Below are 15,760 nucleotides of genomic sequence, written 5' to 3'. Positions count from 1 at the left end.
GTATCGAACAGTTGATTGCAGAAAGTTCAGATTTGGCAATTAAAGCTTCTAATGACTTTTTCGAAATATTTAATTTAGATACGAATACTGAAATTTTTAATGGAGTCTTTAAAGAGGAACAAGAAAAGCTTTTATCCGGAAGAATTTAAACACCTCGATAGTGTAAACTCCTTTTTAGATAAAATCATCCTAGCACCTTCGTTGGTGCTTTTTTTCTAAAAAAATTGTATAAAAAAGCTTGATCGAAAAGGGGCTGCACCCTCATCCATCAAGCTGTTAATTAATCTTCTGTTTCGTTCTCTAGCTCATCAACTGGAATGAACCACGCTTTCAAGCCGTAATTCTTAGCCCACATTTTTTGCTGGGTTTTTGGATTAGTCCGCCAAGGACGGAACACTCCGTAACATCCGTATTTCTCGCTGTAATATAATTTTCCCATGATTATCATGCCCCATTTCTAAAGTTTACACTTGTAAAGGGGCCAACTAATTTGATATTATGAGTCTGTACTTCCCGACCAAAGTTAGTACATGATCATAATGCAGCAAATCAAATGATGTATCTTTATTTCGTTGGCCCTCTACAAGGGCTATTTTTTTTGACCATTTTTCTAACCTCACTTTTCTTTGATTGAGTTATAGCGATTTGTTGCAGCTTGTTTTGAAATCCCGAAGGCCAATGAAATTTCAGCGGCGCTCATCTCACCAATCAAATGCGCAGGTGCCAAAAACTCTGCCGCGAACACATTAGCCTGCCATTCAGGATCTTCATATATTTTCCGTTTACCATCAGATCTAGCAAGTTTTACATCTCGATGTAATAATAGATGGCCAATTTCATGTGCAATAGTAAAGCGATGTCGAGCATTCATTGAAGCTGCTGCGAGATAAACATCTTCGCGAATCAACATCTTATTCGATTCAGGAAGATACAATGCATAATCCGGCATGGTATGAGTTTCAACAACTTCTAATTCAAATGACTCACCAAAAGCACTGATCATGTTATGTTCAAGAACTCTGATAATGTCAATTTGCAACGTGTTTTCCATATTCATAGCTTGTCTTAAAAGAAAAGCATACGTTCTGAGATCTTTGATTGACACCGGATTGGCTTTATATTGTGATTGGCTCATCGTAACCTCCTGGACTTAGTTTAAAATTTCAAACATCTTTCGAAGTTGCTCTTCAGATAAATCACCTGACTTTCTTGCCAAGGCTTTTAGAAGCGTCGTGCTGTTTTCGCCTGTTTCCTTCAATGGAAAAGCAATCATTTTTTCCGACTCAATTATAGAATCTTGAAGTTCCCATCTTTGCTCTTGATTCAGATTATAAGTATCTGAAATCATATGCTCCCACGAACCCGGGATACTTCTTTTTCCGTTTTCGACTGCCGATAAATATGAGACAGTCACATTTAAGTTGGAAGCCATGTCTTTAAGGATTTCGTTCCGATCGATTCGAAGCTTACGACAGAACTTACCGAATGGAGTAAGCACATTGATACCTCCTCTTTTTTGTAACAACTAATCATCTTACAAACTTAGTGTACACTAATACTGTTTTTAATTCAACAAATTTGTGTAATGAAAATCAATTTATCTATTCTTATTTTCTATTATAGTATAACCATCCTATTTTAATAGTAAAAAAATTCGTACTTGTAGGTTGGAACATTAAATTTGATAATATGAAAGATAAGAATAGCCGATGGTCAAGCAGGAAGGGGAAGCTATATGACGAATATAAAAAAGAACCCCACTACAGGAAAATGGGAAACGAGGGTCAGCCTAGGCTTTGATGAGCGAGGAAAACGTATCCAACGATTTAAACGTGCGGATACAAAGCGAGAACTGGAGTATTGGATGGCCAACCTACTCAAGGAACGCGAGGATGGATCCATCAAACGGCGACAAACGAAGATGAAGGTAACAGATCTGATTGCGGTCTATTACGAACGTCGTGCTCCTCAACTTGCAAAAGCAACACTCTACAACCGTCGTAAGATTTCAGGACTGCTCGAGAAAGAACTCGGCAAGATGTTGCTCGAAAACGTTCGGACACACCATCTAGCGGATGTCATGATGAAATATGCGGAGTTGCGGGAGTGGAACGCAAACAGTTATAATACGATGCTCCAACAAGTCCGCGCCTTCTTCCGGTATGCCGTCGAGATGGAGTACCTCAAGGAAGATCCAAGCGCTGGACTTGCACAGGACCGTCGCCGCGCCGTCAAGAATCATCAGGTATGGAGCCAGGAGGAATGCGAGCTCTTCATCGAGACACACGAAAAAGAACTACGCGCCCTTCCGATCATCTTGATTCTGCATACTGGGATGCGGATCGGTGAAGCCATCACCTTACGTTGGTCGGATATCGATTTTGAAGAACGTACGGTACTCGTGAAGCGCTCCGTCTCCGACCACAACCGTTCGGCTCATCAAAACGAGAAAGCGCCTAAAAACGGACACTCTCGTCTTATCGTACTCAGTGATGCTGCGATTGACTACCTGAAGAGCATGAAACGAGTCCAAGCATCTCATCAGCTGAGCAAAGGTTACCGGAATGACGACGACTATGTCTGCCTGAATACGCTCGGAAGACCATTCAGTTCGACGATCGTCCATCGCTCGTTCAACTGGTTGACGGAGCTCGCAGGTGTTCCACGGATCCGAATCCACGATCTGCGCCACACACATGCCACCCTCCTACTCGAGCAGGGTGTGCATCCGAAAGTTGTGCAAGAAAGACTCGGTCATGCGAGTTATACGATAACGATGGATTTATACAGCCATGTCAGTGTAAAGTTGCATCATGAGGCTGCCGAAATGCTCGTTTTCAAAAAAAGTGTGCAATAATTGTGCAATCGGAGGAGATTTGATTGAATAAGAGAGAAACAAAAAACGTGAAATACGTTGATACAAAAGGGTTTCCGAAGGTTAACAACACTGTCCCTAAAAAATATGTCATGTTCGTCGATGAAACTGGGACACCGAAAGGGAATACACAATTCAACTTAACGGGTGTCTTGATGGAATATAAATATGCCATCGATTCGGACGAGACCGGTGAACCAAGTCCGCTTCGTCAACGTTTGATGGATTTTAAGGCAAAAGTTTTTGAAGATCCGCATATTCCGCTTCATTTGAAGGAGATTTTAAAAGCGGAGCATCCGTACGGTAAAGAAGATGGCATCACGATCGATATGTTACGACATTTCTGGATCGCCTTGCCGGAATTTTTAGTTGATATTGATTGTACGATCGTCAGCGTCGAAGTCGATAAACAGAAGCTACAAGACTTCTTCTCGACACCGAAGGATCCGTATGTCGTTGCCTTCGCTCATTTGATGAAGTCGTTTTATTCCTTCCTCGATGAGACAGAAGCAACGAGTGCGCGTGTCGTTCTTGAAAGCCGTGATGATTATCAAAACTTGCTCATTCAAAAGGCGTTCTTCGATATCTTCAATTCGGGAACGGTCCATCTCGACGTCGAAAAAAGCCGTCAAAAAATCAAAGGCTTCATCTTTGCTGAAAAAGACAGCGACCTCTACCAATCTGGTCTTGAGATTGCCGACTTGGTCTGCTTACCTTTATCTCGCGTTCGTCGTGGTGTCATCGAGGTAAAACCCCGGTTTGTCCATTATGGGGACGAAAACCGGATTTTTAAAGCCATCAAAGATAAGATTTACATTCGCCGTGATAGTCCGGACCAAGATTTCCGAAACTGGGGATTCAAAAAAGTACCGATCACGAAAAAGCGTCGTGAATGGTCCGATACGCCTTGGAATGGATGATATGCAAAAAAAGTGGATCCGGTCTCGGATCCACTTTTTTTTATGGTGTAGCTAGTCCTTTTGTCCGCTTTTTCCCCTCTCGACACATGTCGAGTAACGGGCACGCTTCACAGTTCGGACGTTGTGCCTTGCAGTGATAACGTCCAAAGAAGATGAATTGGTGATGAAGCTTTGACCAACGCTCCCGTTTGAAGCGACGCATCAGTGTCGCTTCAACCTGCGTGACATTATCCTTCCAGCGACAGATCCCGAGGCGCTTCGAAACACGTTCGACATGCGTATCAACCGCAAATGCCGGTACATCGAAAGCGACAGACAAGACGACGTTCGCCGTCTTGCGTCCTACGCCAGGTAAGGCTTCAAGCCCGGCGCGTTCGGTCGGGACTTCTCCATCGTGTTGCGCAAGGAGTTGTGCCGCAAGCGCTTTGATGTTTTTGGCTTTATTTCGGTACAATCCCAGTCGTTTGATTTTGTCCTCGATTTCCTCGACGGGTGCCGCAGCAAGCGAAGCAGGATCCGGATACGCTGCGAACAACCCAGGCGTCACCTGATTGACAAGTACGTCGGTCGCTTGTGCACTGAGTGCAACCGCTACGACCAGCTCAAACGGGTTGCGATGAATCAACTCACAAAATGCATCCGGAAACATCTCTTCTAACGTTGCTTCAATCCGATCGATTTCTGCCTTTCGTAACATCTCCTTAACCTCCCCGCCCTGCGAGATCCTCAAGCGTCTTGATCCCTTCACGTTCCCATGTCCGCAGAATTTGATTGATATAGGTCATTTTGCGGACATTATGATAGACTGCTTCTCGAAGTGCGGCAAGCACTAGCTCTTCCGAAATGTTCTCGATCGTCAACCACTGAATGATCTGCTCCATCTGAAACGGTGACATCATCCCGAGTTCCCGTTCGAATTGTTGGAAGACGGACGGGTTGATCGTATCAAAGTTCGGTGCTTCCTGTTCCGGTGGTGCCATCAGCTTTTCGTAAAGCGGAACAAGCGAATAACGTTCAGACCCATTGACGTTCTCCATTGCCAATAATCCTTTTTGTAATAAACCGAGTGTCGTCTCGATTGTTTCCGTCTCGGATAGTCCAAGTCGATTACTTAACTCTTCCGGTGACGGCATCTCCATACCTTCTGCCCGGCAAGCAAACAGTTGACCAATCAATGTGAACTCGACAAAACTGATGCCTAACCGTTTTGCCTCGGTGAACAATCGTTTCGGTAAGACGACCGTCCCTTCCTCGAATAATTGCACTAAATTATGATTCATCGTATTTCCTCGATTCTCTAGTCTAAACAAGAAATCGACCCGTCGAGACGATGGGTCGATGTTTTTCCTTACTGCTTATGGATAGAGGCGGTTTAGCAAACGTGGGAACGGAATTGTTTCCCGAACGTGCTCGACACCTGTGATCCAAGCGACTGTCCGCTCTAAACCAAGACCGAAACCACTGTGTGGAACAGAACCGTATTGGCGTGTTTCGAGATACCATTTATAAGCACCTGTCTCGTCAAGACCATGTTTCTTCATCTCAGCGAGGAGTTTTTCGTGATCTTCTTCACGTTGTGAACCACCGACGATTTCCCCGTATCCTTCAGGGGCAATCAAATCATCACACAAGACGAAGTCTGGGTTTTCCGGATCTTCTTTCATGTAGAACGGTTTGATTGCTTTTGGCCAATGCGTGATGAAGACAGGACGTGCGAAGCTGTTTGCGATTGCTGTCTCGTGTGGTGCACCAAAGTCATCGCCGAATTCGATATCATCGAATCCTTGCTCCTTGAGCATATCGATTGCTTCCGTGTACTTGACGCGCGGGAACGGTGCTTTAATGTTTTCAAGGACCGTCAAGTCACGTCCAAGCAACTCAAGTTCTGCACGACAGTTTTTCAGTGCTGATTGCACAAGGTGCGAAACATAGTTTTCTTGGACTTCGAGGTTCATCTCGTGATCGTGGAATGCCATCTCAGGCTCCATCATCCAGAATTCGATCAAGTGACGACGTGTTTTTGATTTTTCAGCACGGAACGTTGGACCGAACGAGAAGACCTTTCCAAGTGCCATTGCTGCCGCTTCCATGTAAAGCTGACCCGATTGTGAAAGATACGCATCTTCATCGAAATATTTCGTATGGAACAATTCTGTTGTTCCTTCTGGTGCGCTACCTGTCAAGATTGGCGGATCCACTTTGATGAATCCTTCTTGGTTAAAGAATTCGTACGTCGCACGAATCAATTCGTTTCGAACGACCATGACCGCATGCTGGCGCTTTGAACGCAACCAGAGGTGACGGTTATCCATTAAGAAGTCCGTTCCGTGTGCTTTTGGTGTGATCGGATAATCGATTGCTTCATGGATGACTTCGATTTTTGAAATTTCCATTTCATGACCAATCGCTGTCCGACCGCCATCTGATTTGATGACACCTGTCACCCATAGTGATGATTCCTGCGTTAAGCCTTTTGCTTGTTTGAATAAGTCTTCGCCGACTGTTTCTTTGACGACGACACCCTGCATGAATCCAGAGCCATCCCGAAGTTGGAGGAAGGCGATCTTACCGCTTGAGCGTTTGTTTGCTAACCAACACCCGATCGTCACTTCTTCTCCTACATATTTGTTTACATCCCGAATCATTGCTTTCAACAGTCAACATCCTCTCTCTATTAAACGGCTGTATGTGCCGTGATGAATCCTTCAATCCGGTCGAGTGCCTCTAGGACACGTGCCGGATCCGTCGCGTAAGATAGGCGGACATAGTCTGGTGCACCAAATCCTGAACCTGGAATCAAGGCGACCTTCGCTTCAGATAAAACAGCTGTACACCAGTCATCGACATTATCGAATCCACACATCTCGGCAGCTTGCTTTGCATGTGGGAACAAGTAGAATGCCCCTTCCGGCTTCAGACACGTTAATCCTTCGATCTCGATGAGTCGTGCATAGATTTTTTCAAGTCGTTCTTCAAAGATGACACGCATCGCTTCGACCGGTGCATCGCCTTCTGCATACGCAGCAACCGATGCTGCTTGCGCAATCGATGTCGGGTTCGACGTCGAATGGCTCGCTAAGTTCGTCATCGCTGAGATGATCTCTTTCGGTCCGATTGCATACCCGATCCGCCAGCCTGTCATCGCATGGGACTTCGAGACACCATTGATGATGACCGTCCGTTCGCGCATCTCTGGCAAGGACGCGATCGAAATATGTGTCGCACCGTTATAGAGCAACTTTTCATAAATCTCGTCACTGATGACGAGTAGATCGTGCTTGATCGCAACATCTGCTACCATCTCGAGCTCTTCTTTCGAATAGACCATTCCTGTCGGATTCGATGGTGAGTTCAAGACGAGTGCTTTCGTTTTTGGGGTAATGTGTTGCTCGAGCAATTCCCGTGTCACTTTGAAGCGAGACGATTCGTCCGTTTCTAAAATGACCGGTATGCCGTCACTGAGTTTAATTTGCTCTGGATAACTGACCCAGTATGGTGCTGGGACGATGACTTCATCGCCTGGATCGAGAATCGCTTGGAACAACGTTGATAGTGCATGCTTTGCGCCTGAAGCGACCATGACTTCTGAGCGTTCGTATGGCATCCATAAGTCACGGCGTGTCTTTTCGATGATTGCATCCTTTAAGGCAACCGTTCCGCCAGACGGCGTATACTTCGTATCGCCCGCTTCTGCTGCCTCGAATGCTGCTTGGATGATGAATTCCGGTGTATTGAAGTCGGGCTCTCCCGCACCTAAACCGATGATGTCTTGACCTTCTTCACGTAGTGCCTTGGCTTTCGCTGTGATGGCTAGCGTCGTAGATGGTGTCAATTGTCGTACGCGTTTCGATAACATGTCGCCCACTCCCTTTACTTGATTCGTAATCGCTTGATGAAAGAACCTTCTTGATACGTGTAATACGAATAATCATAGCCTGTCGTCGTCTTTGAAACGATCTCGATGACGGCACGATCCTCAAAGCCGTACTTAGCAGACACGATGTCTCCTAGTTCCGGATGATTCGCGATGACCGTTTTGATGGCAATACCATCAGCAACTGGTCGTGTCTCAATCGTTCCTTTTTTCGGAACGAACGCCCGTACCGCCTGTCCATTCTGCTTCATCGTAAAAACGACATATTGACGTTTCCCGTTAAAGACTGATTCGAACCGGACGTCCGTTGGTTTGAGTTCTTTTTTCAGACGCGCCTCTGCTTGTTCGGCGACGCTCTGTTCCCGGTCTTTTGCCTCAGCGATCGTCACCTGATAAACGGCGGTGCCAAGTACAGTCAAAAGGATGAGTGCACTTAGCAGACCAAGCGTGATTTTCCACTTCATGTGCGGTAGATGGTAAAGACCATCTGCTCCTTGTCTTTTTCATCGAGAGCAAGACCGAACATTAAATCTTCCGTTTTCAGTGTCCGATTCAACAAGTCGACGATTTTATACGTATCGTCATGGCGGTTCACTTTGACGGTCGCAAGTGTTTCAATTTTTGAATCCATCTGTATGTCCTCCCTCATTTTTCTCTATCTATTATAATGCGATAGGGTTTATCTGAATAGACTTAATCGCCATCATTCAAGAACAATTCTAGTTCTGCCGTCAGTTCATCAAGCGGTTTTGATAAAACAGGCACTTTCGGCAGACTCGTGACGAACCGTTTTCCATAACGCGTCGTCTCAATCCGGCGATCAAGTACGAAGACGACACCTCGGTCGTTCGTCGTCCGGATCAAGCGACCAAAGCCTTGCTTAAAGCGAATGATCGCTTGCGGTAAGCTGTATTCGAAAAATGATGATTTCCCGAGTTTTTCGATCCGTTCCGAGCGTGCCTGGACGATCGGTTGATCCGGTGGCGCGAACGGTAGTCGGACGATGACGAGACAACTGAGATCATCTCCTGGGATATCGACCCCTTCCCAAAAGCTAGCCGTCCCGAACAAGATACAGGCGTCGAGTTGCTTGAACTGTTTCATCAGTCGTTGCCGTGAACCTTGCGTGACCCCTTGCGAGAGTAACGTAAACCGTTCAGGTAACAGCGGTTTCGTCGCTTCATGCGTCAGTCTTAGCAAGTCATTTGAGGTAAACAAGACGAGCATCCGTCCTTCCGTCACCTCTGCGATTTGTAAGATGGCTTCCGCAATCGTCTCTGCGAATTCCGGCAATGGTACATCCTGTAGGAGCGGGAGATCCGTCGGAATCATTAATCGCACGTTATCGGCATATCCGAACGGCGACGGAACGACGAAACGACGTGTCTCGAACGCATCGAGCCCTAAACGGTTCTCAATGAACTGGAACTTGTTCGAGACAGTCAGCGTCGCAGACGTCAGGATACACGTCCGTTTCGAAAAGACATCGCGTCGCAGTCGCTCTGAAATGTCGATTGGTTGTGTGTAGACCCGTGTTAGTTTCCGGTTCTTAACAGACGTCTCGATCCAAGATACCGTCTCATCGTGCGGGGCAAGCATCGTCTCGAAGATGGCGAGCTCCGCTTCTTCGATTTGTGACGTGATCGCTTTTAAATCTGCGACGAGTGAACGTTCGCGATAACTCATCTGCTCCCGGTGTTCATGGAACAGTTTATGAATCGCCCGGATTGCTTGACGCAAACGCCGCAACACCAATTCAACCCGCTTGGCACTTTCCTGGACGGCACGCATCGAACGGTCGAGTCGCTTGAAGCGAATGCTGACCATTCCTTCCCGTCGTGCTTTGCGGGAAGCCAGTTCGAGCCCGTATGCTTGAATAATCATCAATAGACCGTCTGCCTCTTCGAGCAACGTCGTCAGTGCCTCATCGACCGTCTCACTATGGGCTTCGACCATCTCGGCGATGTCCCATTCTTCGGACAGATCGAGCAAGCGGTGTAATAATTTTTTATCGGACGAATACCCGAGTTGTCGGAACAGACGATCAAACGTATGTCCATCAAAGACGAGACCAAAATGATGGCTCGCGACTTCTTCGATTTGGTGTGCCTCGTCAAGAATCAACGGACTTCCTTTCGGTAAGACCCCTGCTTCGAACTGCAGGTCACTAAACAACAAAGCATGGTTCGTGACGATGATCGTTGCATCCTTTGCTTGGCGAATCGCATGTTGGAAAAAATCTCGGCTGTACCACGGATCAAACCGTCCGAGCTGCGATTGGCTATCAGACTGGATCAACTGTTTAATCCCGATATTGCCTTGTGCTGCACCGCCTGGTAAACTGACTTCTTCTAAATCTCCTGTTTCCGTCTCCGTCAACCAGACGAGCAGAATCGCTTTTGCGAGCGTGAAGTTATAGGCATCCTCTTGATCGTTCAAGAAAAATTCGAACTTCCGTAAATCAATATAGTTACTCCGTCCTTTAAGCAACGCAATCTGGACCGGCGCATCGAACAGTTGACGCAAGAGCGGTAAATCACGCGCGAATAGTTGCTCCTGCAATTGAATCGTGTGCGTACTGACGACAATCGGGACTTCATGTTCAAGTGCGTAATGCGCTGCCGGAACAAGATAACCGAGCGATTTTCCTGTTCCTGTTCCCGCTTCGACGAGTAACGGTGTTTCTTGATCGAGCGATTGATAGACATGACGCATCATCTCGAGCTGCCCACGTCGCTCTTCATATCCTTCGAATAGACGAGGGAACGTAACGGTGTTCAATTCATCAACGAATGGTCCGAACGGTTCAAGAACGGGTGGATGTGCCAACCGCTCTATCGTCTGGCGCTTTTTCAAAGCGATTTTACGGAAACGATCAAACTGTGAATCTTCCTCGATGCCGACTAAACGAATCGCATGGTCGATTTCCTCTTCGATGGCACTGAACAGGCGTGGTGATAAACGTCTTAAGTGCTTCAATGTCTCAAGCGGCAACGTATGTAGTCGTTTGAGTAGTTCAAGCAACAATTCAGCCGTCGCCGAAGCGTCACTCCCTGCCCGGTGCGCCTCTTGATGGGCAAGTTGTAATGACTCTGACAGATGCGACAGCGCGTGGCTTTCTGCTGTCGGAAGTAAGATTCGTGCGAGTTCGACCGTATCGATGACAGGACCTGTGTACGGCAAGTATCCTTCCTCTTCTAACGCATCGTTTAAGAAGTTTAAATCGAACTGCACATTATGTGCGACGAAGACACCACCGTCGAGCAATGATAAGACACGCGGTGCGATGACATCGAATGTCTCGGCCTCTTTGACATCCTCATCCGTGATGCCCGTCAACTGGGAAATGAATGGAGGAATCGGTTGGGTCGGACGCACGAAGGCAGACAATTGTTCTGTCAACTGTCCATCTTCAATGACCGCCATGCCGATCTCAATCATCTCATCGCCAGCCTTTATGGAATGACCTGTCGTTTCCAGGTCGACTACGACGTACTTTTTCTTCAACACTGATCCTCCACCTTTTATCCATCCTCTCCATGACCGGATGGCATTTCATTCTTCATCTTAACAAAAAAAGAGACCCGCTGACATGATCGGGTCTCTAAAATTTCATAAGATCGTGTGGGCGATTTCTTGAGACAACATTTGTTTGATGTCGTTCTGTTCATTTAGAACAGCCACTTTTGGAACATGTGTCGCGATTTCTTCCGTCGATAGTTGCGCGTACGCCATGATGATGACCTCATCCCCGACTTGGAAATGGCGTGCTGCCGCACCGTTCAAACAGATGACACCTGAACCACGAGCACCTTTAATCGCATACGTTTCAATCCGTGCACCGTTCTGATTGTTCGTCACTTGGACTTTTTCATTTTCAAGAATCCCGACAGCATCGAGTAAATCCTCATCGATCGTAATCGAACCAACATAGTGTAAGTTCGCCTCGGTGACCCGGGCCTTGTGTAGTTTAGCGTGCATGAATGTGCGTAACATCGTCATGCTCCTCTCGTATATAGTAAATTATCGATCAAGCGTGCCGATGCAAACTGCACGGCGACTGCTAAGAGAATCGTAGTCGTTTGTTCAGTGACGGGTCTTAGTGACGGGTAGTCGACGGCTTCGACGTAATCGATTGTCGTCCCTTCGAATCGAAGTGCTTCGCGCGTCCGCTCGAGAACCGTTTCAACAGGCACCCCTTGATCGAGTGCTTGTTTCGCTTGTTGCAACGCCTGCTGAATTCCTGGTGCTTGCGCCCGCTCCGTTTCCGAAAGATAGACATTGCGTGACGATTTTGCTAGACCATCCGCTTCGCGAATGATCGGGCAACGGACGATCTCAACCGGAACGAAGTAATCAGCGACATACGCTTCAATCAATGCGAGCTGTTGTGCGTCCTTTAAGCCGAAATAAGCACGGGTTGGACGGACGACGTTCAATAGTTTGCTGACGACCGTCAACACACCATCAAAATGTCCTGGTCGTGATGCGCCGCATAAGACATCATCACCGGAGCGGACCGTAACACGGGCCATATCCAGCGGATACATCGTCTCGTTCGTCGGATAGAACAGATAATCGACCCCTTCTGCCTCCGCGATTTTCTGATCGCGTTCCGCGTCTCGTGGATAACGATCCAAATCTTCGTTTGGTCCGAATTGTGTCGGGTTGACGAAAATACTCAAGACGACGACATCATTCTCTTGTCGTGCTTGTTTGAGCAAGGAGGCATGCCCTTCATGCAAGAATCCCATCGTCGGTACAAAACCGATTGAACCGGCTCCCGCTAAACATTCGCGTAACGTCTGGACGTCCTGAATGATCTTCATTCCTTAGTCCCTCCATAAAGCGCACCAATCAGTTCTTCGTCCATCTGGAACGAGTGTGCTAGTTCAGGGAAGGCACCGGCTTTGACGTCTTTGACGTAAGCAGCGATTGCTTCCGTTCCTGAAGTATTCCAGTCCGTGTACGCTTTGACGAACTTCGGTAAACGACCGACACCATACGTCAAGATGTCATGATAGACAAGTACTTGACCGGCGACGTCTGCACCGGCACCGATGCCGATGACCGGAATCGAGAGGAGCTCTTGAATGCGTTTCGCGAGCGGATGCGGCACACATTCGAGGACGAGCATCTTCGCTCCGGCACGCTCTGCTTCCAAACTGTCTGCAATCAGTTGTTCGGCTGCTTCTAATGATTTCCCTTGGACTTTGAATCCTTCAAGGACACCAACGGATTGTGGTGTTAATCCGAGATGCGCGACGCAAGGCATCCCAGCGTCCGTCAAACGACGAATCGTCTTTAAGATCTCCCCTGCCCCTTCCAGCTTCAAGGCATCTGCCTGCGACTCTTGAAAGATACGCGCCGCTGATTCAAGCGTGCGATCAAATGAACCGTGATAGCTTGCGAACGGCATATCGACGATCATGAACGTCTGTGGTGCGCCGCGGCGTACCGCACGCGCATGATGAACCATGTCGTCGACCGTGACGGCAATCGTTGAGTCATAGCCGAGGATGACGTTTCCGAGGGAATCGCCAACGAGCAACATATCAACTCCTGCTGCCTCCGATAGTTTTGCTGAAGGATAATCATACGCCGTCAACATGACGAGCTTCTCTCCAGCTTGTTGTTTTTTGAGTATTGGACCCATTGTGTGCATCGTGTTCTCTCCTTACGTGTGTAGGGAGGACAAAAGGAAAACGCCTTCTTCTCCAAAATAAATGCATGCGGAAAAGAAGGCGGAATAATTGAATATCGTCCTTCTGTCCCTGTCCGTTAAGATCAAGGCAGTTGAAACAGCTAAAACTGGCACCTGTCAATTCGGTATGGTTCCGGCAAGCGGATACCATCCGTGGCTTTATTATACATGACGGGAAAAGCTCTCTGCAAACCGTCTGATTCAAACCTTTATTCTTTTTCCCAGTAAATCAGCTCTGCCGAATGGAAACGGGTTTCCCCCGTTTCCGTCTCAATCCGAATCGTGCCCGTCTCGTCAATACCGAGCAATGTTCCGGAAGCGGTCATCTGACGTGTCCGTAGCGTCACTCGTTCATGTAAGCGATCTGCGAGTGTTTCCCACTCGGAGACGAAAGATCCGAACCCTAGCTCGAGCCACTGTGTGTATAGTCGTTCAAATCGATTCAAAAACGTCGCGACGACCTCCGCACGTCGGAAAGTTCTTCCTGATTCTCGGACGAGCGAGGTAGCACGGTCTTTGATCCCTTCCGGAAACTGCTCGTGATGCACATTGATGCCGATGCCAATGATGACTGAACTGATTCGGTCCGCCTCGGTCTGCATTTCCGTCAAAATGCCTGCCACCTTACGACCGTTGATTAAGATATCGTTCGGCCATTTAATCGTAACCGGAACATCGAATGTCCGGAGAGACTGTGCAAGTGCAATACCTGCTACGAGCGTTAATTGACCTGCTTGGTGCATCGGTACATCTGGTCGGACGAGTAGACTCATCGCGATGCCCTCATTTTTCGCCTCATGCCACGTTCTCCCTAGCTGTCCGCGTCCATTCGTCTGGTGATCGCATACGACGAGTGTTCCTTCCTGCGCTTGCTGTTGCGCTTGCTCATGTGCAATCCGCTGCGTCGTGTCCAGTTCTTCGAAATGAAGGATGTGGCGACCAAGGCGCGCTGTCGTTAACCATTGTTCAATCGCAATCGGTGTCAGCAAATCGCCTTCATCGACTAATTGATAGCCTTGTTTTTTATTCGAGATGATCTGGTATCCTTCTTCCTTCAAGGTTTGCATATGTTTCCAAATAGCGGTACGTGAAATATTTAGTGTCTCTGCTAATTCCTGTCCGGAGTACCACGTTCGCTGACGAAGTGCGATCAAGATTTGTTCTCGGACTGAGTGCGCCATCGCTCTACCTCCTTCAATAATGTCACGCGGTCGTTTAGGCAAGCGCGCGTGACGACACTGTATTCCAAATGCAAAAGTGCTTCTTTGATCTGTTGTTTTTGAAGACCGAGGCGGATCATGTCTTTTCCGTCGACAGCGAGCTCTTTACGACTGCGAATCGGTAAGTCTGATCGCTCTGGATAATCCGTTCCGGTCATTTCCCGAAGGATCATCAGTTCCTCGTCCGACAATCGATAACGATCCCAGTCTTGTAACGGTCGGTGTAACAGAGGTATTAAACGCGTTGCGAGCTGCACTTGATGTTTCGATCGTTTCCAGCGCGTCAATTGATCTTTCGCGAGACCGGCATCGAGTACGAGTGTCCAGACGGCATCCTTTGAAACACCCTGAAACGACTGCTGCGCGAGTCCTTTGACGATTTCTGAAGTCATGCCGGGAAGGTAGCGTTCGATTCCTGTCCGGAGCATCGCCTGTAACGCCCGCTGTTTTCCAGGACCAAGTAAGAGCTTCTCGAACTCGATCGCGATCCGCTCAATCGCAACGGCCGCTAGATGCGGAGCGAGTTTAACGATTGCTTGTTCAGTTGCTTCGTCAAGCGAGAAATCCAGTTGGCTCATGAAGCGGAACGCCCGCATCATTCGAAGTGCATCTTCATTAAAACGTTCGGCTGGTTCGCCGACCGTCCGGATGATCCGCTCTTCGATGTCACGCGCTCCTCCAAACAGATCGACACGACCTGATGGTCTGAGTGCCATCGCGTTGATCGTAAAGTCACGCCGGGTCAAATCCTCTTCCAAACTAACGCCAAGCGTCACCTCGTCCGGTCGCCGGCGATCGCTGTACGTTGCTTCTGAGCGAAACGTCGTGATCTCGTACGGCACGTGGTTGAGAACGACCGTCACGGTTCCATGCTCGAGTCCTGTCGGAATGACAACAGGGAATAAATCGATGATCTGTTCCGGTAACATCGAGCTCGCTAAATCATAGTCTCCTGGTGTCCGGTCGAGCAACATATCACGAACGGCACCACCGACGATATACGCTTCACCACCGGCCTCCTCGATCGTCTGAATGATATGATGTGCGCCTTCAAGCAAGTTCATGACGCGCACACACCCGTTCATAGACTTGTTCATAACGACGAACAATCTCATTCGAATCAAAACGACGACGCGTATCGCGAATGCCCTCTTCTGCCATCCGTTC

At 47.9% G+C, this 15,760-nt stretch carries 18 protein-coding genes; 3 read left to right on the top strand and 15 right to left on the bottom strand.

Annotated elements, in window-relative coordinates:
• Positions 1–280: 280 nt before the first annotated feature.
• The 3 genes from F8N00_RS08760 to F8N00_RS08750 form a co-directional block, all read right to left on the bottom strand.
• On the bottom strand, positions 281–439 hold the full coding sequence (locus F8N00_RS08760; protein ID WP_214857974.1) for a hypothetical protein: 159 nt from the start codon (positions 437–439) through the stop codon (positions 281–283).
• 177 nt (positions 440–616) lie between these two features.
• The gene (locus F8N00_RS08755; RefSeq protein WP_421018047.1) at positions 617–1,135 is read right to left on the bottom strand and encodes an ImmA/IrrE family metallo-endopeptidase; all 519 of its coding nucleotides are present in this window, start codon (positions 1,133–1,135) and stop codon (positions 617–619) included.
• A 15-nt stretch (positions 1,136–1,150) separates the two neighbouring features.
• Positions 1,151–1,498, bottom strand: coding sequence for a helix-turn-helix domain-containing protein (locus F8N00_RS08750; protein ID WP_421018046.1), 348 nt, complete (start codon positions 1,496–1,498; stop codon positions 1,151–1,153).
• A gap of 366 nt (positions 1,499–1,864) precedes the next feature.
• On the opposite strand from F8N00_RS08750, the gene F8N00_RS08745 reads away from it, so the two are divergent.
• Positions 1,865–2,857, top strand: coding sequence for a tyrosine-type recombinase/integrase (locus F8N00_RS08745; RefSeq protein ID WP_421018045.1), 993 nt, complete (start codon positions 1,865–1,867; stop codon positions 2,855–2,857).
• Positions 2,858–2,880: 23 nt separating this feature from the next.
• The gene (locus F8N00_RS08740) at positions 2,881–3,795 is read left to right on the top strand and encodes a DUF3800 domain-containing protein (RefSeq protein WP_313352316.1); all 915 of its coding nucleotides are present in this window, start codon (positions 2,881–2,883) and stop codon (positions 3,793–3,795) included.
• 40 nt (positions 3,796–3,835) lie between these two features.
• Here F8N00_RS08740 and nth read toward each other — a convergent pair whose 3' ends face one another.
• The 10 genes from nth to panB all read right to left on the bottom strand — a co-directional run bounded on the left by nth (position 3,836) and on the right by panB (position 13,334).
• Positions 3,836–4,492, bottom strand: coding sequence for an endonuclease III (gene nth / locus F8N00_RS08735; protein ID WP_023468615.1), 657 nt, complete (start codon positions 4,490–4,492; stop codon positions 3,836–3,838).
• Between the two features lie 4 nt (positions 4,493–4,496).
• On the bottom strand, positions 4,497–5,075 hold the full coding sequence (locus F8N00_RS08730) for a DnaD domain-containing protein (protein ID WP_023468616.1): 579 nt from the start codon (positions 5,073–5,075) through the stop codon (positions 4,497–4,499).
• A gap of 75 nt (positions 5,076–5,150) precedes the next feature.
• Positions 5,151–6,440, bottom strand: coding sequence for an asparagine--tRNA ligase (asnS, locus tag F8N00_RS08725; protein ID WP_174316766.1), 1,290 nt, complete (start codon positions 6,438–6,440; stop codon positions 5,151–5,153).
• Positions 6,441–6,469: 29 nt separating this feature from the next.
• The gene (locus F8N00_RS08720; protein WP_058264834.1) at positions 6,470–7,651 is read right to left on the bottom strand and encodes a pyridoxal phosphate-dependent aminotransferase; all 1,182 of its coding nucleotides are present in this window, start codon (positions 7,649–7,651) and stop codon (positions 6,470–6,472) included.
• Positions 7,652–7,665: 14 nt separating this feature from the next.
• A complete protein-coding gene (locus tag F8N00_RS08715; RefSeq protein ID WP_421018044.1) occupies positions 7,666–8,133 on the bottom strand; it encodes a hypothetical protein in 468 nt (155 codons plus the stop codon).
• Complete coding sequence (locus F8N00_RS08710; protein WP_012370646.1) at positions 8,130–8,300, bottom strand: YpmA family protein; 171 nt, start codon at positions 8,298–8,300, stop codon at positions 8,130–8,132. The genes F8N00_RS08715 and F8N00_RS08710 overlap by 4 nt, the downstream gene beginning before the upstream one ends.
• 62 nt (positions 8,301–8,362) lie before the next feature.
• Positions 8,363–11,179 (bottom strand): ATP-dependent DNA helicase DinG, encoded by a 2,817-nt coding sequence (gene dinG / locus F8N00_RS08705; RefSeq protein WP_023468620.1) that lies wholly within the window; start codon positions 11,177–11,179, stop codon positions 8,363–8,365.
• A 102-nt stretch (positions 11,180–11,281) separates the two neighbouring features.
• Positions 11,282–11,665, bottom strand: a complete 384-nt coding sequence (gene panD / locus F8N00_RS08700; RefSeq protein ID WP_029341994.1) for an aspartate 1-decarboxylase — start codon at positions 11,663–11,665, stop codon at positions 11,282–11,284.
• Between the two features lie 2 nt (positions 11,666–11,667).
• Entirely contained in the window at positions 11,668–12,498 is an 831-nt protein-coding gene (gene panC / locus F8N00_RS08695) for a pantoate--beta-alanine ligase (RefSeq protein ID WP_023468622.1), read from the bottom strand.
• Positions 12,495–13,334 carry a 3-methyl-2-oxobutanoate hydroxymethyltransferase gene (gene panB, locus F8N00_RS08690; RefSeq protein WP_023468623.1) on the bottom strand — a complete coding sequence of 280 codons (840 nt, stop codon included), beginning with the start codon at positions 13,332–13,334 and terminating at the stop codon, positions 12,495–12,497. Before panB ends, panC begins: the two co-directional genes overlap by 4 nt.
• A gap of 88 nt (positions 13,335–13,422) precedes the next feature.
• On the opposite strand from panB, the gene F8N00_RS08685 reads away from it, so the two are divergent.
• Positions 13,423–13,545, top strand: coding sequence for a hypothetical protein (locus F8N00_RS08685; RefSeq protein WP_256429275.1), 123 nt, complete (start codon positions 13,423–13,425; stop codon positions 13,543–13,545).
• 37 nt (positions 13,546–13,582) lie between these two features.
• On the opposite strand, the gene F8N00_RS08680 is transcribed toward F8N00_RS08685, so the two are convergent.
• On the bottom strand, positions 13,583–14,554 hold the full coding sequence (locus tag F8N00_RS08680) for a biotin--[acetyl-CoA-carboxylase] ligase (RefSeq protein WP_023468624.1): 972 nt from the start codon (positions 14,552–14,554) through the stop codon (positions 13,583–13,585).
• A complete protein-coding gene (locus F8N00_RS08675; RefSeq protein WP_235515908.1) occupies positions 14,524–15,657 on the bottom strand; it encodes a CCA tRNA nucleotidyltransferase in 1,134 nt (377 codons plus the stop codon). Before F8N00_RS08675 ends, F8N00_RS08680 begins: the two co-directional genes overlap by 31 nt.
• Positions 15,658–15,760 lie beyond the last annotated feature (103 nt).

The sequence above is a fragment of the Exiguobacterium sp. A1_3_1 genome (assembly GCF_048985645.1).
Taxonomy (GTDB): domain Bacteria; phylum Bacillota; class Bacilli; order Exiguobacteriales; family Exiguobacteriaceae; genus Exiguobacterium_A; species Exiguobacterium_A indicum.
Note: the sequence above shows the minus strand (reverse complement) of the source record. Positions and strands in the feature narration are given on the sequence as shown.